This window comes from Allosalinactinospora lopnorensis, from assembly GCF_000981225.1.
Taxonomy (GTDB): Bacteria; Actinomycetota; Actinomycetes; order Streptosporangiales; family Streptosporangiaceae; genus Allosalinactinospora; species Allosalinactinospora lopnorensis.
In genome coordinates, this window is sequence record NZ_LAJC01000056.1 from 18,316 (window position 1) to 40,684 (window position 22,369).

Annotated in this window: 21 protein-coding genes and 3 pseudogenes; 10 read left to right on the top strand and 14 right to left on the bottom strand. The window is 69.5% G+C overall.

Annotated features, from left to right (window positions below; genetic code table 11):
• Nucleotides 1-633 precede the first annotated feature (633 nt).
• The 6 genes from VS93_RS28395 to VS93_RS29350 all read right to left on the bottom strand — a co-directional run bounded on the left by VS93_RS28395 (nt 634) and on the right by VS93_RS29350 (nt 3,947).
• Nucleotides 634-927 carry a DUF2516 family protein gene (locus VS93_RS28395; protein WP_082127016.1) on the bottom strand — a complete coding sequence of 98 codons (294 nt, stop codon included), beginning with the start codon at nt 925-927 and terminating at the stop codon, nt 634-636.
• A 119-nt stretch (nt 928-1,046) separates the two neighbouring features.
• The gene (locus VS93_RS18905; protein WP_046471233.1) at nt 1,047-1,988 is read right to left on the bottom strand and encodes a M56 family metallopeptidase; all 942 of its coding nucleotides are present in this window, start codon (nt 1,986-1,988) and stop codon (nt 1,047-1,049) included.
• 4 nt (nt 1,989-1,992) lie between these two features.
• Nucleotides 1,993-2,355: a BlaI/MecI/CopY family transcriptional regulator gene (locus VS93_RS18910; RefSeq protein WP_082127012.1), complete on the bottom strand. Its 363-nt coding sequence runs from the start codon at nt 2,353-2,355 to the stop codon at nt 1,993-1,995.
• Between the two features lie 387 nt (nt 2,356-2,742).
• Nucleotides 2,743-2,976: a hypothetical protein gene (locus tag VS93_RS18915; RefSeq protein WP_046471235.1), complete on the bottom strand. Its 234-nt coding sequence runs from the start codon at nt 2,974-2,976 to the stop codon at nt 2,743-2,745.
• A gap of 304 nt (nt 2,977-3,280) precedes the next feature.
• A complete protein-coding gene (locus tag VS93_RS31910; RefSeq protein ID WP_236700614.1) occupies nt 3,281-3,487 on the bottom strand; it encodes a hypothetical protein in 207 nt (68 codons plus the stop codon).
• A 268-nt stretch (nt 3,488-3,755) separates the two neighbouring features.
• Nucleotides 3,756-3,947, bottom strand: a complete 192-nt coding sequence (locus VS93_RS29350) for a hypothetical protein (protein WP_156184922.1) — start codon at nt 3,945-3,947, stop codon at nt 3,756-3,758.
• A 557-nt stretch (nt 3,948-4,504) separates the two neighbouring features.
• Here VS93_RS29350 and VS93_RS18925 point away from each other — a divergent pair.
• Entirely contained in the window at nt 4,505-5,365 is an 861-nt protein-coding gene (locus VS93_RS18925) for a helix-turn-helix domain-containing protein (protein WP_046471236.1), read from the top strand.
• 10 nt (nt 5,366-5,375) lie between these two features.
• Nucleotides 5,376-5,570 carry a DUF397 domain-containing protein gene (locus VS93_RS18930; RefSeq protein WP_046471237.1) on the top strand — a complete coding sequence of 65 codons (195 nt, stop codon included), beginning with the start codon at nt 5,376-5,378 and terminating at the stop codon, nt 5,568-5,570.
• A gap of 311 nt (nt 5,571-5,881) precedes the next feature.
• Here VS93_RS18930 and VS93_RS18935 read toward each other — a convergent pair whose 3' ends face one another.
• The gene (locus tag VS93_RS18935; RefSeq protein WP_236700615.1) at nt 5,882-6,757 is read right to left on the bottom strand and encodes a methyltransferase domain-containing protein; all 876 of its coding nucleotides are present in this window, start codon (nt 6,755-6,757) and stop codon (nt 5,882-5,884) included.
• Nucleotides 6,758-7,305: 548 nt separating this feature from the next.
• Between VS93_RS18935 and VS93_RS18940 the strand changes: the two are divergent.
• The 4 genes and pseudogenes from VS93_RS18940 to VS93_RS18955 all read left to right on the top strand — a co-directional run bounded on the left by VS93_RS18940 (nt 7,306) and on the right by VS93_RS18955 (nt 11,139).
• A pseudogene (locus tag VS93_RS18940) lies at nt 7,306-8,303 on the top strand (alpha/beta hydrolase).
• Nucleotides 8,304-8,442: 139 nt separating this feature from the next.
• A complete protein-coding gene (gene mshA, locus VS93_RS18945) occupies nt 8,443-9,801 on the top strand; it encodes a D-inositol-3-phosphate glycosyltransferase (RefSeq protein ID WP_082127013.1) in 1,359 nt (452 codons plus the stop codon).
• A gap of 20 nt (nt 9,802-9,821) precedes the next feature.
• Nucleotides 9,822-10,334, top strand: a complete 513-nt coding sequence (locus VS93_RS18950; RefSeq protein ID WP_046471239.1) for a YbjN domain-containing protein — start codon at nt 9,822-9,824, stop codon at nt 10,332-10,334.
• 58 nt (nt 10,335-10,392) lie between these two features.
• Nucleotides 10,393-11,139 carry a phosphoglyceromutase gene (locus VS93_RS18955; RefSeq protein WP_046471240.1) on the top strand — a complete coding sequence of 249 codons (747 nt, stop codon included), beginning with the start codon at nt 10,393-10,395 and terminating at the stop codon, nt 11,137-11,139.
• Nucleotides 11,140-11,188: 49 nt separating this feature from the next.
• On the opposite strand, the gene VS93_RS18960 is transcribed toward VS93_RS18955, so the two are convergent.
• From VS93_RS18960 to VS93_RS18970, 3 genes are all read right to left on the bottom strand, one after another.
• Complete coding sequence (locus tag VS93_RS18960) at nt 11,189-11,554, bottom strand: DsrE family protein (protein ID WP_046471241.1); 366 nt, start codon at nt 11,552-11,554, stop codon at nt 11,189-11,191.
• An 89-nt stretch (nt 11,555-11,643) separates the two neighbouring features.
• Nucleotides 11,644-12,252, bottom strand: coding sequence for a GIDE domain-containing protein (locus VS93_RS18965; RefSeq protein ID WP_338022768.1), 609 nt, complete (start codon nt 12,250-12,252; stop codon nt 11,644-11,646).
• A 582-nt stretch (nt 12,253-12,834) separates the two neighbouring features.
• On the bottom strand, nt 12,835-13,914 hold the full coding sequence (locus VS93_RS18970) for a cytochrome P450 family protein (protein WP_046471252.1): 1,080 nt from the start codon (nt 13,912-13,914) through the stop codon (nt 12,835-12,837).
• Between the two features lie 403 nt (nt 13,915-14,317).
• On the opposite strand from VS93_RS18970, the gene VS93_RS18975 reads away from it, so the two are divergent.
• From VS93_RS18975 to ygfZ, 3 genes and pseudogenes are all read left to right on the top strand, one after another.
• Nucleotides 14,318-14,851, top strand: a complete 534-nt coding sequence (locus VS93_RS18975; protein ID WP_046471242.1) for a nitrobindin family protein — start codon at nt 14,318-14,320, stop codon at nt 14,849-14,851.
• Between the two features lie 357 nt (nt 14,852-15,208).
• A pseudogene (locus VS93_RS18980) lies at nt 15,209-15,627 on the top strand (Fur family transcriptional regulator).
• 43 nt (nt 15,628-15,670) lie between these two features.
• On the top strand, nt 15,671-16,699 hold the full coding sequence (gene ygfZ, locus VS93_RS18985) for a CAF17-like 4Fe-4S cluster assembly/insertion protein YgfZ (RefSeq protein WP_046471243.1): 1,029 nt from the start codon (nt 15,671-15,673) through the stop codon (nt 16,697-16,699).
• An 18-nt stretch (nt 16,700-16,717) separates the two neighbouring features.
• Here ygfZ and VS93_RS18990 read toward each other — a convergent pair whose 3' ends face one another.
• Nucleotides 16,718-17,890 carry a mandelate racemase/muconate lactonizing enzyme family protein gene (locus VS93_RS18990; RefSeq protein WP_046471244.1) on the bottom strand — a complete coding sequence of 391 codons (1,173 nt, stop codon included), beginning with the start codon at nt 17,888-17,890 and terminating at the stop codon, nt 16,718-16,720.
• A gap of 28 nt (nt 17,891-17,918) precedes the next feature.
• Nucleotides 17,919-19,085 (bottom strand): M24 family metallopeptidase, encoded by a 1,167-nt coding sequence (locus tag VS93_RS18995; RefSeq protein ID WP_162231693.1) that lies wholly within the window; start codon nt 19,083-19,085, stop codon nt 17,919-17,921.
• 72 nt (nt 19,086-19,157) lie between these two features.
• On the opposite strand from VS93_RS18995, the gene VS93_RS19000 reads away from it, so the two are divergent.
• Complete coding sequence (locus VS93_RS19000; RefSeq protein ID WP_052745858.1) at nt 19,158-20,087, top strand: LysR family transcriptional regulator; 930 nt, start codon at nt 19,158-19,160, stop codon at nt 20,085-20,087.
• A 4-nt stretch (nt 20,088-20,091) separates the two neighbouring features.
• Here the strand turns inward: VS93_RS19000 and VS93_RS19005 are convergent.
• Nucleotides 20,092-20,801: pseudogene (locus VS93_RS19005) on the bottom strand (type 1 glutamine amidotransferase).
• Nucleotides 20,802-20,811: 10 nt separating this feature from the next.
• A complete protein-coding gene (locus VS93_RS19010; protein ID WP_046471245.1) occupies nt 20,812-22,068 on the bottom strand; it encodes a MurT ligase domain-containing protein in 1,257 nt (418 codons plus the stop codon).
• Nucleotides 22,069-22,369 lie beyond the last annotated feature (301 nt).

Sequence of the window (22,369 nt, forward strand, 5' to 3'; positions counted from 1 at the left end):
GCGGTGGTCTGGCTGGGGCGCAGCGCCTACCGGGACCGGCCGACCCGGCAGGCCCTCGGTGTGCTGTGGGACATCGGAACGTTCTGGCCGCGGGTGGCGCACCCGCTGGCACCGCCGTCCTACGCCGAGCGCGCCGTCCCGCAACTGGCGGCCAGGGTCGCCGGAATGACGAAGAACGGGACGGGGATCGTGCTCTCCGGGCACTCCCAGGGGTCGGTGCTGGCGGCCGCGACCCTATGGCAGATACCGATCCGGTGCCGCCCGCTCGTCGCGCTGATCACGCACGGCTCCCCGCTGTACCGGCTCTACGGCCGCTATTTCCCGGCCTACTTCGGCCCCGCTGCGCTCGCCGACCTTTCGGAACGGACCCTCCGGTGGCGCAACCTCTGGCGCGCGACCGACGCGGTCGGCGGCCCGATCCACCTGGAGCGGGAGGGCGAGTGGTCGACCGTCGCCCCCGCCGAACCGCTGCCGGACCCCCGCCGCTACGACGTCCGGGAAGGGGAGGCGCTCCCTCCGGAGATCCTGGGCCACTCCTTCTACACCCGCGACCCCGCCTACACCGAGGCGGCCGTGGCCGGGGTCCGGCGGATCAAGGAGGCCCTCTGGGTAACGGAGCGCCGCGCTAACAGGCTACCACGGTCCGTAGGGGCCGTCGGAACGGCCGACGTTGCGGGTGGCCGGCCGCACGTCCAGCAGGTAGATCAGGGCCGCGGCGAGCGCGAGGAACGAGAACATTCCGAAGAACCCGAGGGCCGCGCTTAGCGAGACGAACGTCCCCACGCCGAGGAGGCCCGTCCAGAGCCCCTTGGTCTGCTTGTCCATTGCCGGGAATGCCTGCGCGGGGGTACGCAGGGCTTCGATGAACGCGTAGAGGGTCGTGACGAAGATCGCTATATAGAGGATCTGCCACAACGACCCGAACAACGTCTGGACCACGAGACGCTCCGAACCTTAGGCGACGGCGGGCAACCTGGAGACCCGGAGCCCGGGTCCCACCAAGGTAAACGCCGGGCTGCCCGGGATCGTTTCCCTCACGGTACCTCTCACATAGGCAGATGCCAGAGCGACAGCGTGGTGGCCATCAGGGTAAAGGCCGAGAGCAGCACCGCCGCGGCCGCCGGACGGGACAGCTCCTCGGCCGGGGCGATCAATCGGGAGACGCGCCGCACCACTTCGGGCTCGGCGTCGCCGGCGGCCATCGCACCGGCCGGGACCTGGGCGTTCCCCGCCGTCCCGAAGCGCAGCAGCGCCGTGGCCAGCTCCTTGGGGGAGCGTTCGCGGCCCGCCTGGTCGTCGGCGCACATCTCGATCAGCAGCGCGACCGCGCGGTAGTAGGTCTCGACCATCCGCACACGCGGGAAGGCCCGCTTCAAAGAGGAGAAGGGCAGCAGCACGAGGTCGTGGCGCTGCCGGAGGTGGGCGTGCTCGTGGGCGAGCACAGCGGAGAGTTCGCTGCGGGCCAGGACCTCCAGGGCGCCCGCGCTGATGACGATCTTCGACCGCAGGACTCCGGGAAGGCAGTACGCGGCCGCCGCCGGGTGGTCGAGGACGCGCGCCCCGGGTACCTCCGGGTCATCGCGGGACACGAGCTCCAGAAGGTCATGGTGGCGCCGGCGGGTCCGCAGCACGTGGACGGAGGAGGCGACCAGGCCGCAGAAGAGCACCAGGGTGAGGCCGAACGCCGCGATCACGGCGGCCACCCGGACGGCGCCCAAGGGGGTCTCGGCGAGCCGGGAGAGGTAGAGGCCATGCGCGGACGCGTCGCTCGCCAGGGCGGCGAGCCCGCCGATGACGCCCTTCTCGTAGGGAACCAGGCCGAACGCGAGAAGCGCACCGATGGTGGAGATCCCCCACGTCAGTCCCAGCACCTGCCATGTGATGACTGCGATGTAGGGGCCGCGGGCCGGCCATGAGGCCCAGCGGAGCCGTGCCGCGGCTGCGAGGCAGCCGACCGCGATGGTGGCGAGCAGAGCGGCACTGACCATATGGTTACGTCCTCGGCTGGTCGATTTCCGCGAGTGCGCGGCGAAGCGCTTCGGCTTCGTTGCCGCTCATCGAGCGCACGAACGCTGCCAGAGCGGCGCCACGGTCCCCGGTCTGACCAAGCGCGTCGAACATGAGCTCGGAGACGTAGCTCTCCCGGCTGGCTGCCGGGCGATAGCGCCACGCACGGCCCTCGCGGGACCGGGCGACGACGCCCTTCTTGGCGAGTCGGTCGAGCACGGTCATGACCGTTGTGTGAGCGAGATCCCGGTCAGCGAGGGCACGACTGACCTCACGGACTGTCAGGGATTCGTCCTCTGCCCACAGTACCTCCATAACCGCGCGTTCAAGGTCACCGAGCCGATTCATGCTTCGAGTCTACTCCCGGTAGTACTACATCGCGTCGGACCCCAGGTTATGGCATTGCGCCCCGATGGTTAGCGGACTCTGACCGCACGGCCGTCCTGCGGATTACTCTCCGCGTTCGGCGTGTCGCGGTACGCCAAAATGGAACCGTTGATTACCGTGTGTGAGATTCGGTTGTGTCGCCGTTTCCCGAGGGCGACGAACCCGGCCGATCCGGCCACCGAAGCCGACGACTATACCACCGCCCCGCAGGCTCCCCGGCCCAGCCGACAGGCCGCCGTCACTCCCGTGGTGCACCCGCGCCCGGGTGAGGTCGCGGCCTGCGAGGAACCGGGACTCGAAGAAAGAACGCCCGCCGCCTCAGTGAGGGGAGGGCGGTCGCGGCGCAACCTAGCGCCTTGTGTCACCTTGGGAGGTGGTGGCAGCCGGCGCGATCCATGTGAGGTAGCCGTGTTCCTCCCATTCGCCGGTGATCTCCACGCCGGCCTTACGGGCGCGTTCGCCCGCTTCGTCGGCCCCGCCGTCCCACTCCTTGTACAGCGGCTCCCGGCCGGGCACCTCAGCGTGCAGCGCCCACTCTGGTCCGGCGTCCACGTTCGGATTACGGGCCAGCAGGATCTCCACATCTCCTCCTCGGGTGTTCGTCTCGCCCTTCTCGGACACGGGCCCGCCCGCCCTTGCAGGGGCGTTGCAGGGCCGGGCGGAAGGCCACCCGGGGCGGATACGGCGCCCCGGGGTGGCAAGCTCGCGTGCGATCACCCGCAGTCTCCCCTAGCGGGTCCGCACAGCGAGGCCCATTTCCGGAGAAAACTCCGGTCGTTTGGGGCCGCCCGGCCCCGGAGGGGGTAATGGGGCTGAGCGGCGGTGTGGGCCCGCGGCGGCCGCCCCGCAGGTCGGACGGGCTGGACGGGGTGGCCGCCGCGGGGGTTCATGGTCGCCAGTCGACGGCACGCTCCACGCCATGGATGCGCAGGCTGGCCGCGGTGGCGCCGCACCAGTCGCGGCGTTCGGCCTCGATTCGCGCCCCGGCGAGGATTTCCGCCTGCTTCCGGGCGACCGGTTCGGGAGCGGACAGGCACGGGGCGATGACCTGGCGCACGTGGTAGCACTCGCCCTCGCCGACCCGGTGGACCATCCCGACCACATAGGTGCGGGCCAACCGCCGCAGCGCGGTCTCGCGGGGGCAGCACGTCCCGGAAACGACAGCGGACCCGCGTTCCGCGGAGGTCGGCCTCGGCCTGGTAGGTGATGCTCTGCCAGTCCTCCTCGACCACGGTGGGGACGACATCCATCGCGGTCGCCCAGGAGTGGAGCTCGTCGTAGGTGCGGGCGGGGACTTCGGGGGCACTGCTGCGCCCCCGCATCCGCACCGTCTGCACCGTCGTGGGGGCGGTGGGTGCCCATCAGGCCCGGGCTTGGCCCAGCACCTTCTCCACCGCCTCCAGCCAGGCCTCCTGGGCGTGGTGGTCCTCCGCACCGGGCCACAGCTCCACATCATCACCTTCACCCAGGGTCAAGGTGATGGCCTGCGGGGCGTCATCGATCAGCCCCACCTCAGCCGAACACGGGTGAAACAGCGTGCTGTAACGCCGCAACGGACTCACCGTCCCACCCCCGCCAACTCGCGCCGGGCCAGCAGGTCGCGCACCAGCGGCGCCAACTCGGCGCGCAGATCATCAAGGCCGTCGTCGTGGTGGTGCTCCCGATTTCGACGGTCGGTCGGTGACCGCGATGCGCGGCGTCGAGAACGTAGGGACGGACCAGCACCGCCCGAGAAGCGAACACCGGAGCATGCGGCCCGTAGACGGGCAACTCCGGCCCCGATGGCGCGGCGCGGGAAGCCCCACTACCAGACGCGCCAGCCGGGCCGAGACGGCGCCACCAGCACCGCGAGTGGGAGCAGCAGTAAGCACAGCAATCTCATAGGAACACCCCAGGGGGTTGGGGCCGGATGGGAGGTCCGGCGGGAACATCAGGTGGTGCTATCGTCGCTGCCCGCAACATAATTTGCAAGCCCCGCATTATAAGTGCCGCCACAATTTTCTGTGCCTGCCCAGTACAACAATGGATGGTGCACGAAATGTCTGGTTCACAGTCCCACGCCGTAAGATCTGGCCAACACAACCGCCACGCTCGAAGGAGCACGGACCCATTGGTCAGCAGCCCAACACTTCGCCGTCGCCGTCTCTCACGCCTGCTGCGCGAGCTACGTGAGGACCGCGGATACACCGCGAAGTGGGTCGCCGATCAAGCAAAAGCACGCTCAGGGCGTCCACGCGGCTGGTCGGAATCGAAGCTGAACCGGCTGGAAGCCGGGGAATGGAAACGTGTCAAGGCAGATGACGTGAATATCCTGCTCGACATCTACAAGGTCACGAGCCAGGACGAGCGGGCTGCGTACATCACCCTCGCCAAGGAGGCCAACCAGAAAGGTTGGTGGGCCAGCTACGGGAACATCCTCGGCAGCGGCCAGTTCATCGGCCTGGAAGCAGAGGCATCAGGCATCCGCACGTTCGAGTCGATGACGATCCCCGGGCTACTGCAGACCGAGAGCTACGCCCGCGCCATGATCCGGGGTAGTGGCCTCGTTGTCGACGAAACTGACCTTGATCGTCGCGTCGAGGCACGCATGATCCGCAAGCAGGTGCTTCACCGTAGTGATCCGCCGGACTACTGGGCTGTGATCGACGAGGCTGCCCTATCGCGGATCACACCCGATCTCTCCGATCAGCTCCAGTATCTCCTAGATGTCAGCACGCGGACTAACATCGGAATCCAGGTACTTCCCATCGACCGGGGGCCGCATGCGGCGATGACGGGACAGTTCGTCATCATGGAGTTCCCACCGCCGGATCCACCTGTGGTGTATCTGGAAGTGATGTCGGAGGAGCTTTATCTGGAGAAGCCTGAGGAAATTCGCCACTACCAGCGAGTTTACGACTACGTGCAGGCCGAGGCACTACCTACCGACGAGTCACGCGACCGCATCCGCCAACGACTGACATCCCTGTAGAAGAGGCATCATGCCTGATACATCCCGCCTGGTCTTTCGTAAGAGTTCCTACAGCGGCGCCACAACGCAGAACTGCGTCGAGGTCGCCGACGCTTCCGGCCGCGCCGCCATACGCGATTCCCGATATCCGAAGGGCGGCGCGCTGATGTTCCCGATCACTGAGTGGGCCGCATTCCTCGACGAGGTCAAGGACGGCCGTCTGTAACCTGATCCACGAAGAGGGCCCCCAGCGCGGAACTGGGGGCCCTCGACGTACATACCTGATGCATCCCGGGGGGAGTCTACCCCGCCGTGGGACCAGCGACCAGACGCCGAACCGGTCAGCCGCGAGGCTAGGACGGCTGTTTCCCGGTGCCGTTGCAGAGAGTGCATGGAACCTGGATCACCTCGCCGTCTCTGGAGTGCTCCACGGTTCCGTACCCTTTGCAGCCGCTGCAGTTGACCTCCTTCTGATGCTTGCCCCTCACGCACCTACCCAAGGGGGTTGTTGGGATCGTCAAGCCAGACATGCTGGCCCTATGGGGTGACGGTGAGGCCGAACCGGTCGATCCCTGGTTCGCCCCATCCCACCCACGTCAGGTAGGTCTCCTCAGCCTCGTCCCACAGATTGCGTGGACCGCGCTGCGTCACCACGGTTCGGCGAGACGCGCCGTCGCGCCGGACGAGCGCGTGGGAGGGTCCAAGGTCGGAAAGCACCACCATGGAAGATCCGTCGGCGGATTCGCTGCCCGCGACGGTGACACCAGGAGCGACCCCTGCCAGCGCCACCTCGAACCCACGGCCGGCTCGGGTCACGCGTCGCGGATCCACGCGCGCAACCGACTCACGCTCATCGTCAGCGAGTGAGGCGCCTGGCCGGCGCTGGGCGCGCACCATCATGTACCCGCAGGTGCCACGGAACCTGCCGACCGCACATTCCCCCGTGGCGGTGAGCCGAACCTTGTGGCCCCCGACCCCAGGCATCCACGGTGCAACGATGACACCACCGGGCCGGGTCTGCTCAACCCAGGTGTAAGGGATTTCGCGAACGCCGCAGGTGACATGAAGACGGTCGTAGGGCGCGCCTTCCGGCCAGCCTTCGGTGCCATCGCCGACAACCACCGTCGGCGCGTATCCCGCGCGGTCCAGGGTCGCCGCCGCCTGCTTGGCGATCTGTTCGTCCACCTCGACCGTGGTGACGTTGTTCGATCCGAACCGGACGCACAGAAGCGCGGCCGTCCACCCAGTGCCCGTTCCGATCTCCAACACCCGGTCACCTGAGTAGGGCTCAAGAAGATCAAGGAACTCGAAGATATTGCTGGGCGCGGAGCTGGAACTAGTGAAGCTTGCTGCTTGGGACGCAGTCTTCTCGGTGAGGTCGGTGGCGCCATCGTCGATCTGGGTGACGATCACACTGTCGCTGTAGACCGCGCGTCGCCACAGCTCCGGGTCGGCGGCTCGATCAATCCAGTAACCGGGCCCGGGTCCTAGAGGAGCAGCCCATGCCGCACCAGGAATGAATTGCTCGCGGGACACCGCGTGCAGGGCCTCGACCCATTCCGGTGACGCGAGGTGGGCAAGGTCGTTAGGGCCGGGGGAAACCATAGAGCGACCGTAACCCGACAGTCGCGCAGTGTCAGAAGGACGGCCGACTCGGCCACGATCCGTCACGTTTCTCCGTGGCGGGTCTTGTCCTCATATGCCTGCGGCGGACCTGTCCGCTCGATGCACTGGGCGATCCGTTCCTCGATCGAGGGAACACCATCGAGATCGGGTGGGGTCGGACACCCCCGCCATATATTACTCTCCGCATTCAGCGTGTCGCGGTACGCAAAAACGGAACCGTTGATTACCGTGTGTGAGATTCGGTTGTGTCGCCGTTTCCCGAGGGCGACGAACCCGGCCGATCCGGCCACCGCCGGACGCCAGATCCGCAGAGCCGTCCAATCAAGGGTTTCGGTGTGTTCACGACGCTCTCTCGCAGGACGACGATCCTGATCGCCTCCTCTCTCGCGGTAACGACGGCTGGGACGTTCGCCATTGTGCAGAGCTGGGACACGCCGCCGGCCGCGGTCACCGAAGCCGACGACCACACCGCCGCTCCGCAGACTCCCCGGCCCTCCCGGCAGGCCGCCGTCACTCCCGTGGTGCACCCGCGCCCGGGTGAGGTCGCGGCCTGCGAGGAACCGGGAGAGGAGGAGATCGTGCAGGTCCCCGATGAGGGCGCCCCCAACGGCAAGCGCCCCGTCTGGATCCGGCGCCCGCCCGGGGCCGACAGCGACGACGTCCCCGTGCTCTACCTGCTGCACGGCTCCACCGGCACGCACCACGACATCATCGACGCGACGTCGGCCCCTTGATGGACAAGGAGATGTGCCGCACGGGTGTGGAGTTCGTCATCGCCGCCCCGCACGGCCAGGAGGAGCAGCACACCGACACCGAGTGGGGTGACGCCGTCCACGGCCGCTTCAACATCGAGACGTTCGTCACCGAGAAGGCGATCGAGGTCGTGGAGGGCGAGCAGCGCCGGCCGCAGGAGCTCCGCGCGATCGGCGGGTTCTCCATGGGCGGTTACGGTTCCGCGGCGCTGTCTCTGCGCAATCCCGACACCTACTCCCAGGTGGTGAGCTGGGGCGGCTACTTCAGGGTCGACGACCCCAGCGGCACTTTCGGCGACGACACCGACGCGCACGCGCCCGATCTGCTGATCGACGACCCCCGCGCCGCCGATATCCGTTTCAAGCTCATCGAGGGGGCCGAGGACCGGACCCCGTTGCAGGAGGGCAGCATCCACGGCGAGGCGGAGCGGTTCTCCGCCCTGCTGCGGGAGCGCGGAATGACGGTCGAGACGGCGTTCCCCCCGGGCGGCCACGACTTCGCCACCTGGACTCCGACCTTCCCGGACGCCGTGGACTTCCTGGTCGAAGGGTGGACCGCCTCCGAGGCCGACCGGGACTGACCTCCGCCGGCGTTCCGCCCCCGCGCCGCCGGCCGTCGCGCCCACTCCCCTACCCCGGCTGCACTCCGCCGGCCGCCGCCCCTCCATTATGGGAACACTGCGTGCCCTGGTCGCTGTTAACCAGTGATTGAGGCGCGGGATGAAAGCCGCTGGAGGAGAGAGAGGGCCGACACTGGTGGTGCCGTACAGCCCCGACGTGCCCGACACGCGATTTCCGAGCCGCGGACGGTCACCGTTCCCTCGGCGAATCGCCACCATCAGCCTGCACACCTCCCCACTCGAACAGCCGGGGACGGGCGACGCGGGCGGGATGAACGTCTACGTGGTCGAGGTCGCCAAGCGCCTCGCCGAACGCGGTATCGCCGTTGACGTGTTCACCCGCGCCACTCGCCCGGACCAGCCGCCGACGGTCGAGATGGCACCCGGTGTCACAGTGCGGCACATCCCGGCCGGCCCCTTCGGTGATCTGGACAAACACGCCCTCGCCCGGCACCTGTGCCCATTCATCTTCGGGGTGCTGCAGACCGAGGCGCGCAACGACGCGGGGCACTACGACCTCGTGCACGGCCACTACTGGCTTTCGGGCCGCGCCGGACTCGCCGCCGCGCACCGCTGGGGCGTGCCCATGGTGCAGTCGATGCACACCCTGGCCAAGGTCAAGAACGCGTTCCTGGCCGAGGGGGACGCCCCCGAACCCGAGGGGCGGATCCGCGGCGAGGAGCACCTCGTGCGGCACGCGGACCACCTCGTCGCCAACACCGCCGACGAAGCACGGCAGCTCACCGGCTACTACGGCGCCGACCCCGCCCGGGTCAGCACGGTGCCGCCCGGAGTCGACCTGGACATGTTCACACCGGGCTCGCGGACGGCGGCGCTGCGGCGCATCGGTCTGCCCCCGGACACCGAACTGCTGCTCTTCGTCGGGCGCGTCCAGCGGCTGAAAGCGCCTGATGTACTGCTCCGCACCGCCGCCGCGCTTCTGGAACGGGACCCCTCGCTGCGCGACCGGCTCGTTGTGGGCATCGTCGGCGGGCTGTCCGGCGGCGACCGCGCCGAGCCGCAGCGGCTGTCCTCCCTGGCCCGTTCCCTGGGGATCGCAGACATCCTGCGCATGGAGCCGCCGCGCTCGCGCACCGAGCTGGCCCACTACTATCGGGCGGCGACCGCCACCGTCGTGCCCTCGTACTCGGAGTCGTTCGGGCTGGTCGCGGTGGAATCCGAGGCGTGCGGGACACCGGTCGTGGCGGCCCGGGTGGGCGGGTTGCCCACGGCCGTACGCGACGGGGTTTCGGGGGTGCTCATCGACGGCCACGATCCGGCGGACTACGCGCGCACGGTGCACCGGATGATCACCGAGCCGACCTGGCGCGACGCGCTGGGCCGTGCCGCCGTCAGGCACGCGGCCGGGTTCAGCTGGGGAGCGTCCGTGGACGGGCTGCTGGACCTCTACCGTGGGACGCTGGTCGGGGAACCGCTGCCCGTGGCCGCCAACCAGTGAGCCTACAGAGAGCCGCACGCATGCCATCACAGGAGCACGCGACCGCCATTGTGGCGATCGAATCCGCCATCAAGGAGGCGGAGCTCGAGTTCGAACGCCCGCGCCCGGACGCGTTCCTCGTCACCCTCCCCGGACAGCGCAAGATCAAGACGCTGGTCTGGCTGAACGTCGGCGAGCACAGCCTGCTGCTGAAGGCGTTCTTCTGCCGCCAGCCCGACGAGAACCACGCCGCGTTCTACCGCTGGCTCATGCACAAGAACGAGAACATGTACGGCATGGCCTTCGCGGCCGACGACGCGGGCGACGTCTACATCGTGGGCCGGCTCCCGCTCTCCGGCGTCACCGCGGACGAGGTCGACCGGCTCCTCGGCTGCGCGCTGACCTACTCCGACGAGAACTTCAACGGTGCTCTGGAACGGGGTTTCGCCTCCTCGATCCGCAAGGAGTGGCAGTGGCGGCTCGACAACGGCCACACGCTGCGCAACCTGGAGGCGTTCCGGCACCTCGTCGAACAGCCCGCGGAAGTGGAGTAGACCAGTCCGCCCCCTCCGGTGGCCGCTCCCCGCTCCGGGACTCGCTAGGCTGGCGGCCATGGGGACTCTGGTTCTGCTGCGACACGGCGAAAGTGTCTGGAACGCCGAAGGGCTGTTCACCGGCTGGGTGGACGTGGACCTTTCCGAAACGGGCGAGGAAGAGGCGCGCAAGGGCGGCAGGCTGCTGCTCGAAGCCGACCTCCGGCCCGACATCGTGCACACCTCGGTGCTGAAGCGCGCCATCCGCACCGCTGAGATCGGACTCGACGAGGCCGGGCTGAACTGGCTTCCGGTGCGGCGCTCCTGGCGGCTCAACGAGCGGCACTACGGCGCGCTGCAAGGCAAGAACAAGGCGCAGACGCGGGAGGAGTACGGCGAGGAGCAGTTCATGGTCTGGCGGCGCTCCTATGACACGCCGCCGCCGGAGCTCTCCGACGACGACACCTACTCCCAGGTGGGTGACCGGCGCTACGCCGACCTGCCGCCGGAGCTGATACCGCGCACCGAGTGCCTGGCCGACGTCGTCGACCGGATGCTTCCGTACTGGTACGACGCGATCGTGCCCGACCTCGCGGCCGGACGCACCGTCCTGGTCGCCGCGCACGGGAACTCCCTGCGGGCACTGGTGAAGCACCTCGACGGGGTCGACGACGAGACCATCGCCGGGCTGAACATCCCGACCGGCATCCCGCTGGTCTACGAGCTCAACGACGACTTCACCCCCCGCAAGACGGGCGGCGAGTACCTGGACCCCGAGGCGGCCAAGGCCGCGATCGAGGCCGTGAAGAACCAGGGAAAGAAGTAGCCGACCGGCCGCGGCCCGCACCCCGTTCCGGGGGTGCGGGCCGCGCGTGTCAGTAGACGAGTGCCTGGGCTCCGTCGGCGGTGACCTCCTCGACGAACGTCGGCGCTCCCGCGATCCGGACGCCGTCGACCAGGTCGCTTTCGGTGAGCTCCCGCCGGGCGGCGCACTGGCCGCACAACGTGATCCGGCCCCCGGCCAGGACTCCCTCCAGCAGGTCCTCCAGCGGGGCCGCGTGCGAGAGCGAGAAGGCCTTCCCGGCGCGGCCCGGGACCGCGAGCCAACTGGCCTCCCCCGCCAGCCACAGCGACACCTCGACTCCGCTCGCCACCGCTGTGGCCGCTATCGTGAACGCCTGGTTGCAGCGCTCCGGCTCGTCCTCACCTACCGTGACCTTGATCACCAACGCACGACTCATGATGGTCAGCGTAGCCCTTGGCGAGGACGGCGCGGACCGGCCGGCTCACATCGCGTTGAGTGCCAGCAGCAGCCCAGTGCAGGCCGCCATCATGCGCCGCCGCCGAGCAGGAGCGCTCCGGCCCCTTTGGGCACCGGGCCCGACGCCTCCGAGTCGTCACCGTCCCCGCGTTCGACGCGGAGCCGCCCGCCGGGAGGCGGGACGATCACCGGCCGACCATCGCGCATCTCCACCACACCGTGCACGGCGATCGGGGCGCCGGGCCTGATGACCCACTCCCGGTACTCGAACTCGATGGTCTCGCCACGGAAGATCCCGGAGATCCGGCCTTTGACCCGCGGCAGAAGATCGTCGGCCGGGGCCGGAACCCCCTGCTGCGGGCGACCGACAACGCGCTGCAGGCACATGTCGGCCCCGCTGAGTTCGGCGCCCTCGGGGTCCACCAGGACGGTGCCGCCCTTCCACGCCCGGCGGCCGGGGGCGACGATGCCGAACAGCTCCGCGGAGGCGTGGTCGGCGATGGGGTCGCACACCCGCTCCCGCTCGACCCCGTTCTGCGGGAGGGACCAGTAGTGGCGCAGCACTTCGTGCCCGTGCCAGACACAGTCGGTGCGGGCCAGCCGTGACTCGACGAGCCCATCGGGCCCGGGGACCGCGATTCCCGTGGCGGTGATCGGCTCACCGGCGCGTGTGGCCACCGCGCGCGGCCGGAGTGCGGCGGTTCCGCGCCGCAGGTACCACCGGCGCCCGGCGGGATAGGCCAGCAGGGCCAGGATCGCCGCACCGGCCAGGAGGCTCCCACGATCGCCAGCATCACAGGCAGCCTCTTTTCCTCTCGTCCGGCTTGTGCGCCATCGGCCCTCCGTATCCTTCTGGTGCCGCGGCGCCCGAATATCCTTCTTTACCAGGTTTCCGGAAGGCGCCGGCCACACGGTGCGGCGCCGACCGTGCGGTCGGCCTCCTGCCCGCGGCGGCGCTCCCCCTGTCGTACCGGACCGTGTCGACCGGGTCATGAATGCCGGATTGCCGGTCGCCGCTCTGCGGGACACGCGGCGAGGACGCCGCGCCGACGGCAGACGGCGCTCCCTTGGCCGGGCGCCGCGACTCCCGGACAGTATGCACCTGCTCCACATGTCCGAAGCCCCGGCCGGGAGACCCGCGGAGCCGCGGTGGCCGAGATCACCCGGAGGACGGAGCCCTCGACGGCGAGCCCCCACGGGGGCGGCGAGGCGTCCGTCACAACGGAGAGCCGAGGCCGGATCGGCCCCGGCTCGCTCCGGCTAGGGCGTGAAGCGCACCGGCAGCTCCTCCACGCCGTTGGAGACGATGGAGGGCAGCGGTCGCGGTTCGGCTTCCGCCAGCGCGAGGTCGGGGAACCGCTCGAACAGCTCCGGCAGGGCGATCGCGAGCTCCAGCCGGGCCAGGTTCGCTCCCAGGCAGTAGTGCCGCCCGTGCGCGAACGCGATATGGCTCTTGTCCGCTCGGGTGATGTCGAACAGGTGGGCGGTATCGCCGTGCCGGTCGGGGTCGCGCCCGGCCGAACCGTAGGACACCAGCACCGCGTCCCCCGCGGCCATGGTCACGCCGTCGATCTCCACCTCTTCGGCGGTGTAGCGCAACGGAACGTTCTGGATCGAGCTGTCCCATCGCAGGGTTTCCTCGATGACGTCGTTCCAGGTGTAGATACCGTTCCTGACGAGGTCGAGCTGCTCGGGATGAGTGAGAAGCGCTCGCACCGCATTGACCAGCAGGTTCATCGTGGTCTCGTAGCCGGCGCCGATGATGAGGATCAGCGTCCACACGAGTTCGGACTCGGTGAGCCGGTCGTCCTCGTCACGGGCGGCGATCAGTGCGCTGGTCATGTCGTCGCCCGGCTCGCCGCGCTTCCTCGCCACGAGTTCGGAGAGGAACCTCTGCAGGCTCTCGTGGGTGGAGGCTGCCACCTCGGAGGTGATGTTCTGGTCGAACACCCTCCCGATCATCCGATGCAGCTCCGGGCGTTCCTCCTCGGGAACACCGAAGAGCTCACTGGTGATCGTCATGGGCAGGGGGAGGGCGAAGGCGCGCTTCAGGTCGGCCTCGCCTCCGCCGGCCGCCATATCGTCCAGCAGCCGGCTGACGAGGCCGGTGACGTAGTCCCGCATCTCCTCGACGCGGCGGGGGGTGAACGCCTTCGACACCAGCGTGCGCAACCGGGTGTGGTCCGCGTCGTCGCGGGCCAGCATGTTGTCGTTGGCGACCCAGCTGATCAGTTGCCAGTCGCCGGGGATCCTGCCCTCGCGCCAAGCGCGCCAGTGGATCGGGTTCTTCTTGACCTGCGGATGGGTGAGCACCTGCATGATGGCGGAATGGCGGGTCACCACCCACGCGTCGACATCGCCGGGAAGCCTGACCGGGACGATCGGCCCGAGCTCCCGAAGGCGCTCCGACTGGCCGTGGAGGTCTCCGGTAGTGAGAGGGACTGATTGCACGGTGTTCCTTCCTGGGGCTGGGGCGGAACGGCAGAAGGCGGCCGGTGGCGTCCTGCTGAGGCGGAGAGGAGCGCGAAGGCGCATCGCGGCGCCCTTTCGGGGGTGTCACCGGCCCTTCGGAGCCACGAAAACGCCTTCACCGCAGGGGATCCCGCGCAGCATACGCCCCCCGGCGGCCGGAACCGGCCCGCGGGTACGGCCGCGCCCCTGACACGGGCGGCGCTGGTGGGCGGCCCGCCCGCGACCGGCGGCTAGGCTGTTGGCCGTTCCCGCGAATACGCAATGAGGAGTCATGAGCGATCTACACCCCGACCTGGAGAAGCTGTCGTTCCTGATCGGCCGCTGGGAAGGCGTCGGTGTCGCCGGCTATCCGGACATGGAGGAGTTCCAGTTCGGCCAGGAGATCGAGTTCACACACGACGGCCATCCGCACCTGAACTACCGGAGCCGCGTGTGGCGGATCGCGGAGGACGGCTCTCTCGGTGCCCTCGTGACCTCCGAGACCGGCTACTGGCGGGTCCGCCCCCCTGAAGGGGGCGGCGAGCCGGAAGGGACCGCCGACATCCCGGCCGTGCACGTCGAGGTGCTGCTGACACATCCGGAGGGGTTCAACGAGGTCTACCTCGGCACCGTCTTCGCCAGCCGCGTCGAGCTCTACACCGACGTCGTTCTGCACACCGAGACCGGCATGCGGGTGACCGCCGGCCACCGACTCTACGGGCTGTTCGGCGAGGACCGCGGGACGCTGGGGTACGCGTGGGACCTGGCGGCACGCGGCCAGGAGCTGCAGTCGTACATGTCCGCACAGTTCAAGCAGGTCGGCTAGGGGCGCGGACCCCGCCGGCGGCGGTACTGCCCGGAACAGGACGGACCCCCGGGCACGGCTCCCGACACTTGGTGTGCGGGGCCGGATGGACAAGTTCCGGCCGCCCGGGGGTCTGGGTGTCCGATGTGGATTCGCTAGCGCGATCCGATTCCTCGTTCCGCCCTAGCGGACGGACACCTCGCAAGTCCTTGAAGCCTTCACTGTCAGGACCACCTCCTTTCCTGCGTGGATATGACGCTACGCGCGAAGCGGCGCACCGGGCAAATGTTTTTCGCGCGGCGTGGCCCGGTCTGCCCCTTCCCCTCGTGGTACCGCGCTGTGCGCCCGATCACTCTCCGGGAACGTAGGATCGGGACCATGGCGCAGCAGACCTGGCGCGAAGAACTCCGGTCCCGCGGCTACCGAGTGACACCGCAGCGGCAACTGGTGTTGGAGGCCGTCCAGGAACTGGAGCACGCCACACCGGACGCATCTGCACCCGGGTGCAGCGGACCGCCGCCGGCCTCAACCTGTCCACCGTCTACCGCACCCTCGACGTGCTGGAGAAGGTCGGTCTGGTCACGCACACGCTCCTCGGAGCCGGGCCTCCCTCCTACCACCTCACCGAGGAGGCCGATCACCTGCACGTCGTCTGCCGGGGGTGCGGCCAGGTCTCCGACACCGCGCTCGAACTCGCCGACGGCCTCGTCGAACGGCTCCGCGACGAGATCGGCTTCGAGGCGGACGCCCGGCACCTGACCGTGTTCGGCCGGTGCCGGACCTGCCGCTCCGGATGACGGCGCCGCCCACGCCCCGCCCGAGTGTGCGTAGCATCGAAGTATGATTTCACCGCTGTTGACGCGCGCCGGGGCCGTCGCCGCCGATGACCCGGACACCGGCGTCGCCGCCCACTACGGGGAGCCCTCCCAGGAGGGCCGCGCACTGGAGCACGGTTCCGGGTGGATCGACCGCGGGAACCGCGGTGTCGTACGGGTGGCGGGCCCCGACCGGCTCGGCTGGTTGCACAGCATCACCAGCCAGTTCCTGGAGGGAGTGCCCGCCGGTACCGCGACCGAGGCCCTGGTGATGGACACCAAGGGGCACATCAACCACCACATGTCGATCGTCGAGGACGGTACGGCGGTGTGGGCGCACACCGAACCGGGGGGCGGTGCGGGCCTCGCGGAGTTCCTCGACTCCATGCGCTTCATGCTCCGGGTCGAAATCGCCGACCTCAGCGACCAGCGCAGCGTACTCACCCTGGCCGGGCCGGAACGCGATCAGGCTCTGTCCGCCGTCGCCGGGCAGCTTGAGGACACCCCCGTCCGCCGCACCGGCGACGAGATCGACCTCTTCCTGCCCGCGGACACGCTTCCCACGGTCACCGAGGCCCTCACCGGCGCCGGCGTCCGGCCGGTCGGCCTGTGGGCCTACGAGGCCCACAGGATCGCCGCGCACCGCCCCCGGCTCGGCCTCGACACCGACCACCGCGCGATCCCGCACGAGATGGGCTGGGTCGGTTCGGCCGTGCACCTGGAGAAGGGCTGCTATCCGGGCCAGGAGACGATCGCCCGGGTGCACAACCTGGGACGGCCGCCGCGCCGGCTGGTACTGCTGCACCTCGACGGCACCGCCGAGCGGCTTCCCGAACGCGGATCCGCGATCCAGCTCGACGGCCGCCCGGTCGGCAACGTCGGCTCATCGGCGCGCCACCACGAACTGGGGCCGATCGCGCTCGGCCTGGTCAAGCGGTCGATCCCGGTCGACGCCCAGTTCACCGTCGACGGCATCGCCGCCGCGCAGGAGGTCATCGTCTCTCCGGACACGGGAGCCAACGCGAACATCGAGCTCCGGCGCCGCCCCCGCTGACCGGCGCCGGTACGCCCGCTAGAGCCTCGGCAGCGGTGTGGAGTCCGCGGTGCGCTGCCGGTCGTGGAACGCGTAGCCGCCCGGGTCCCGGGCGTAGGCCTCGGCGTAGCGCCGCACCTTGTCGCGGTCGAGGGCGACCCCCAGGCCGGGGCCCTGCGGGACCGGCAGCCGGCCTTCGGTGTAGACGTGCGGTTCGGTGAGCACGTCGTCGGCCAGCAGCGAGGAGTACGCCTGGTTGGCGTAGATGAAGTTCGGCGTGGACGCCATGACGTGCAGCGCGGCCGCGAGGCCGACGCCGAGTTCACCGAGGCTGTGCTTGAGTACCGGAACTCCGGCGGCGTCGCAGATGCCCGCGGACCGCTTCAGGTTGAGCAGGCCGCCGTCCATCTGGTTGTCGACGGAGATGACGTCGGCCGCTCCGTGCCGGATCACCTCCAACTGGTCGTAGCGGGTCCAGGACGCCTCGTTGGCCAGCAGCGGGGTGTCGACCCGGCTCCGGACGTAGGCCATCTCGGCCAGGTTGCGGCCGGACACCGGCTGCTCGGCCAGTTCCAGGCCGTGCTCCTCCATCGCCCGCAGCACCCGGATGGCGGTGCCCGACGACCATGCCTCGTTGGCGTCCACCCGGATGCCCGCCTCCGGTCCCACCGCCCGGCGGACCGCGGCGACACGCTCGATGTCGGACCGCGGCCGGGGCGAGCCGACCTTCAGGTAGAACGTGCCGAAACCGCGTTCGGCCCCCTCCGCCGCCTGCTCGGCGGCCTCCTCGGGGTCCGCGCCGGAGACGTAGTAGAAGAAGTCCACGGTCTCACGGAAGCGTCCGCCGAACAGTGTCACCAGCGGCTGCCCGCACACCTTGCCGATGATGTCCCAGCAGGCCATGTCCACCGCGGCCAGAGCGGGGCTGTTCTGCTGCATGTGGTGCCAGGTACCGATCACCTCGACCCGCTTGGTGAGCCGTTCGATGTTGCGCGGGTCCTCCCCGACGACCAGCGGTTCGAGGGCGCCGAGCGCCGCCCGTACGACATCGGTGGACGGGTAGGCCGCCGCCTCACCGATGCCGCTCAGCCCTTCGTCCGTGTGCACCTCCACGAGGACCACTACCTGGCCGCGGCGCCGTCCGAAGGCCCACACCTCGTCGGTGCGGAACGGCACGGCGACGGGGGTGGCCTCGACGCCGGTGATCTTCATACTCGCCTCTCTGCGCCGAGAAGAACGTTCAGACAACGGTGAGGTCGCGGGGTGCCCGGGTGAGCACCTCGCACCCGTCCTCGGTGACCAGGACGGTGTCGGAGATGACATACCCGGTGGGCTCGGTCACCCATGACATGGCGTGGAACGTCATCCCGGCACGAATCAGCCGGCCGGAGCCGGGCCGGACGCCCAGCACCTCCCCGCCGCCGACCCAGCTCGGCGGGAAGCCGATGCCCACGAGATAACCGCAGTGGTGCCGAGGGGCGCCCTCTTGAGGGTGGACCTGGTTGACGGCGTTCTCCCAGGCCATGTAGACGTCACTGGCCACGGCGGCCGGCCGGAATGTCGCGGTGATCGCCTCCAGTCCGGCGAGTGCGGCCTGGTGTGCGGCCACCGCTTCCGGCGGGGCCTCGTCCACGTAGACGGTCCGGCTCATCGGCGCGTGGTAGCGGCGCACACACGCCGACAGCTCCAGAAACAGTCCCTCGCCCGGCTCGATCGCCCGCTCGTCCCAGGTGACGTGCTCCTGCTGGAGGATCTGAGTGGAGCGGATCAGCGGCGCGAAACCGGGGTTCTGGCTGCCGCCGGAGATCATCGCCGAGTAGACGGCCGCCGCCACCCGGGACTCGCTTCCGCCGGCCGCAACGGCGCCGATACCGGCCGCCATGCCCTCCACGGACAGCGCCGCCGCGCGGCGCGCGGACGCGATCTCCGACTCCGACTTGACCTCGCGCAGGTGCTGCCCAAGGTCGCCGGCACCCACCCAGAGGAGTTCCGGCAGCTCCCGGCGCAGCCCGGCCCAGATCGCCGGCGGGAAGAACATCGCCGAATCCTCGACCCCGATGGCCTCTCCGGGCCTGACATGGCTACGCAGGGCCGCGGCGACTGCCGCCATCGGGTCCTCCCCGTCGTGGAACGGCCGGTGCACGCAGTCGGGCGCGCGGGCGGCCACGGTCGGCCCCTCCATGGCGCGGGTGATGAGTTCGGGTGTCCCCTCGCGCGGGAGGAGCAGCAGGTTGAACGCGAAGTATCCCTGGTAGTCCAGGCCGAGCAGGTAGTAGATGTTCTCGGGGGAGACCAGGAGGAGGGCCGAGAGGTCGCGCCGGGCCATCTCGGCACGCGCGGCGGCCATACGACCGCGGAGTTCGGTCACGCCTTCGCGGATGGGGGGTTCGGGGGCAAAGTCGAGCATCGCCGTCATGGCTACATGGTGGGGCAGCACTACGGATGCAGTCTATCGACATCTTTTTCGGATATCTTTAAGATGAGCTACATGTTTGAGGTACGCAGGCTTCGGCTGCTGCTGGAACTCGCCCAACGTGGCACGGTGACCGCTGTCGCCGAGGCCGACGCCATGACTCCTTCAGCGGTGTCCCAGCAGTTGGCGCTACTGCAGCGGGAGGCCGGCATGACGCTCTACGTGCGGGAGGGGCGGATGCTGCGCATCACCGACGCCGGGTGGGTTCTGGTGCGGCACGCGGAACGGATCTTCGAAGGATTGGAGGAGGCGCGCGCGGAACTGGCCGAACTGGCGGGCCTGCCGACCGGACCGGTACGACTCTCGGTCTTCCCCACGGTCGCCCGTTCCCTGGTGCCGAGTGCCGTCTCGCGCTGCCGGGAACGCCACCCGCAACTGCGGATCGTGGTGGACGAGCGCGAGGCCACGGAGAGCATCGCGGCGCTGCGCGGCCACGAGACCGATATCGCGCTGGTGTACTCCTACGCGCTGCTACCGCCGCTGGACGCCACGGGCGTCTCACTGACCCGGCTGCTCACCGAGTCGTTCGTGATGCTGCTACCGCCCGAGCGCGACGTACCCGAGGGCCCGCTCCAGTTGGCGACACTCGCCGAGGAGGTCTGGATCAGTCCGTACGACGACACGTCCGGCCGCGCGGCCCTGGACCGGGTGTGTGCGCGCGCCGGGTTCGCGCCGCGCGTCGACTACGCCAGCAACGACTACACGGTGATCACGGCGATGGTCCGGGCCGGCCTGGGAGTGGCCCTGGTGCCGCGGATCGCGCTGGAGCCGGGCGACACCGACATCGTTGTGCGCCCGTTGGTGGGCGACCCGGTAAGCCGGGTGATCTCGGTGGCGACCCGCGCCGGAACGGGCCGCGACCCCGCGTTGCGCGCCATCTCGGCCGACATCGAAGCCGTCGCCGCCGAACAGACCGAGCCTCTCGGCACCCACTAGAAGGTCACATGACGGCGGCCAACCGTTCCTCGTGCAGCCGCTCGCCCCAGGAGGGGGGCAGCGGAGGGAGCTGGCCCACACGCGTGCTCAGCAGCAGGTCGGCGAACGCCGGGTTGCGCGGCAGCGCCGGGCCGTGCAGGTAGGTGCCGAGGACCCGGCCCTGGTAGGCGCCTTCGGTCTGGCCGTCGTTGCCGATGCCCTTGAGCGTCCGCGCCAGCGGTTTCGCGCTGGGGCCGAGGGTGGTGCGGCCCTGGTGGTTCTCGAAACCGGTGATCCGGCCGCCGCCGATCTCGGGGTCGACGTCGGCGACGATCTCGCCCACCGCCCGGCTCTCACCGCGGCCGCTGTGGATGTCCAGGATCCCGACACCGGGCAACGGATTGTCGTCGTCGTCGCCGTAGCTCTGGCCGATGATCTGGTACCCCGCGCAGACAGCGAGCACCGTGGCGCCGCGCTCGGCCGCGCGCTTGAGCCCTCCGTCGGAGCGCAGCCGGTCGGCGGCGAGGATCTGCGGGCGGTCCTCTCCCCCGCCCAGCAGGTAGATGTCGCCCTCCACCGGCACCGAATCGCTGGAGTGGACGTGCACGATCTCGGTGGGAATGCCGCGCAGTTCCGCCCGGCGGCGCAGGATCAGCGCGTTGCCTGATCGCCGTAGGTACTGAGCAGATCGGGATAGATCCAGACGATGCGTAGCGCGCTGCTGGTGTCGCTCATGGGTCCCCTCCTACTGCACTCGGCCGTACGCCGTGCGGATCTGCTGGAAGGCCGTGTAGTTGGCGATGACGTCGACCTTGGTGATCTCGGGATGCTCCGTCTTGAGCTTGGTGACGATCCCGGCGACATCATCGCCTATTTCGAAGGCGACCTCGTCGGTCTCCAGCCGCAGCGCCAGGTCGGTACGGCGCTCGCCCATGACGAACACCCGGCGGTCGCGCAGCACACTGTAGTCGACGTCCCACAGCCAGGAGGTGTCCTTGCCGTCGGGGATCTGCGCATTCACCGAGAGGATCACCGGAATCCGCGGCGGCCCCAGCACCGCGAACGACTCCAGCCACCCGGCCGGGTTCTTCGCCAGCAGCAGCCGCACCTCGACCCCGTTGGTGACAACGGAGGTGTAGCGCCCGGCCACCGAACGGATCTCGCGCAGCCGGGGCAGCGACTGCTTGGGGTGGATTCCGTAGGCGGTGGCCGTGGCCATCGCGATCGCGGCGTTGGCCTGGTTGGCGCCGCCGGGCAGGCTCAGTTCGAGCCGCATCCGCTGGCCGTCGGGGGTGACGACGACGTCGGCCTCGTTGTCCACGCTCCACGAGGCCTCAGGACGGCTCAGCCCGCACTCCGGGCACTCCCAATGCGGGTCGGGATCACGTTTGAGGTGCCCGCCGCACTCCGGGCAGCACCAGGAGTCCTCCTTCCACCGCTGTCCCGCCGAGACCCACGTGGCATGCCGCGCGCCGAGGCCGGCCCAGGCGACAAGCGGATCATCGGCGTTGGCGACGACGTGTGTCTCGCTCTTCTGCAGTGCCTCGCGCCACTTCTTCGCCAGCAGGTTGATCTCCGACGCGCGGTCCATCTGGTCCCGGCTGAGGTTCATCAGTACGACAGCGGCGGGCGCCGTGGCTTCCAGCACCTGCGGCAGGTACTTCTCATCGACCTCGAGGACACCGTTGCGGGCGCTGGGCTTGGCCGCGAGCGCCGTGATATGTCCCGTGGGCATGTTCGCGCCCTGCTCGTTGGTGGCAATCTCGCCGAGCTCGCGCAGTGCCGACGCGATGAGCCGCGTGGTCGTGGTCTTACCGTTGGTCGCGCTGACCAGGGTCAACCGCCGGCCTTGGGCCAGCTTGGCGAGCAGCTCCGGCTCGACCTTGAGCGCGACCCTGCCGCCGATGACAGAGCCGTCGCCGCGTCCGGTGGCCCGGGACAGAGTCGCCGCGCCCTTACCCAGGGCCGAGGCCAACTGGGCGCGCAAGGGAAGTTCGCTCATGATCCCTACTAAATCGCTGCTGGGATTAGTTGCCGCAAGGAAGCACGGGGCGCCTCATTGAGAGGGCGGTGACCCCATAGCCTATTGCCCCGCAGAGGCCACTGGTAGCCTCCGGCGCCGTGGCGCCGCGCCTTCGGCTCCGGGCGGTTGGCATCCGACCATGCCCTCGTCCGCCTTCCCCGCCCGAGAAAGGTCACCGCGGCTCCTGCCGGTACTGAACACCGTGCTGGTGGCACCGCTGTCGTTCCTGTGGTGCGCGCTGAACCGGCCGTCCCAGGAGCAGGCCGGGGAGTGTTTCACT